This window comes from Bradyrhizobium sp. Mp27 (assembly GCF_029953005.1).
Taxonomy (GTDB): domain Bacteria; phylum Pseudomonadota; class Alphaproteobacteria; order Rhizobiales; family Xanthobacteraceae; genus Bradyrhizobium; species Bradyrhizobium barranii.
Window position 1 is genome coordinate 1 of sequence record NZ_JASAUS010000499.1, and the last position, 1,372, is coordinate 1,372.

Genomic DNA, 1,372 nt, shown 5'->3' on the forward strand with positions numbered 1-1,372 from the left:
TACCGGTCGTCAGGCGGCGAAAAGCCGAAGGCAATCCTATGCGCCTCGTCAGACAAGATGTGCGGCCGCATCAATCGGGCCCAAAAGCCGCACTCTCACGAATAGGACGGGTTAGCACGATGAACATTCGCTCGTTCACGAGGGCCCTCGCCGGACAAGAATAGACTTGGGGCGAGACGCCTACTGTATACAAGTGAACAGATGGAACAGGCGGTGGTGAGCATGCTCACTTCGGTGCGCTGGGGCTTATCTCGGCGCGCTCGCGGCCCCGGCGTCTCGGCATCTGTCCCAGCCTCCCGGACGCTTGGGGCCGTCGCGCGGTGATCATGTACGTGCCGCGAAAACGGCGCTACAAAATGCGCGAGGTTGTCGGCGGCGGGGACGCACGATGCGCGACTTGCTCAGCCCACGCGAGAAACGGTTCTTGAGGCGCTTGGCTGCCGGGAAGACTGACGCGCAGATCGCGGTCAAGCTCGGCGGAACCGTGGAGCAAGTCGCAAAGCAGAGATCCGGTTGCTTGCGCGATTGCAGATCAATTCGCCCGACGAGATCGCTGATGCAGCCAAGCGATTGGCGAACTGGCCCCGCTATCGAGGCATCACGTAGAAATTGCGCCCGCGAAACCACGCGCACGGTTGACGGAACCCGCCCCCTTGGTCAAAATGATGCTGCTCGTGGGCCTCCATGCCCATCAGCGCTCCAAGTAACGCAACGTCGACTACCCAGGGCCCCGCTTAGCGGGGCCTTTTTTTTCGTTCTGCGGTCGCTCGCTAGGAACGTCCCTGCGGTGCAACGCTTTTCCCAAGCCCCACACAAGAGGCATTCGACCGTCAACTTGCCCCAACGCGTCCGGTGACACGGCGCTGGGGCGCTCCTCTTTAGGACACCTGCAATCTCCTGTGTTGCGCCCTCCTCGCAGATCGGGAATAACCGGCAATGCGCGCTGATTCGGCTGCGCCGAACGGCCTCAGCATCCGGTTCCAGCCCCGGCGATGCGCGAGGCCGTTTCGTTGTGTGGCCGCAGAGCCTCAAAAAGCAAAAACGACGCCCTCAGACGGCCTACTCTTTGTCCTCGGTCCAACTGCGCTCGCCGCACTGGCATTCGAACATGCGGACAGTGAGGCCGTGCACCGGGTCCATCATCGTGCGCGCTAGTCGCGGCTGCGCGCCGCAGCGGCAACGCCTGTCTTCCCGGGTCTCCGGTCCTGAAAATTTGTCGCTGCTGAAGAAGTTCATGATCTCACCCTGCCGAGGCGAGTCACTAACCCGTCCTATTCGTGAGAGTGCGGCTTTTGGGCCCGATTGATGCGGCCGCACATCTTGTCTGACGAGGCGCACAGGATTGCCTTCGGCTTTTCGCCGCCTGACGACC

1 protein-coding gene is annotated in these 1,372 nt (G+C 62.1%); it reads right to left on the reverse strand.

Going from position 1 to position 1,372, the window contains the following annotated elements; all coding sequences use genetic code 11:
* Positions 1-1,059 precede the first annotated feature (1,059 nt).
* Positions 1,060-1,236 (reverse strand): hypothetical protein, encoded by a 177-nt coding sequence (locus QJT78_RS51305; protein WP_155257993.1) that lies wholly within the window; start codon positions 1,234-1,236, stop codon positions 1,060-1,062.
* Positions 1,237-1,372: the final 136 nt, after the last annotated feature.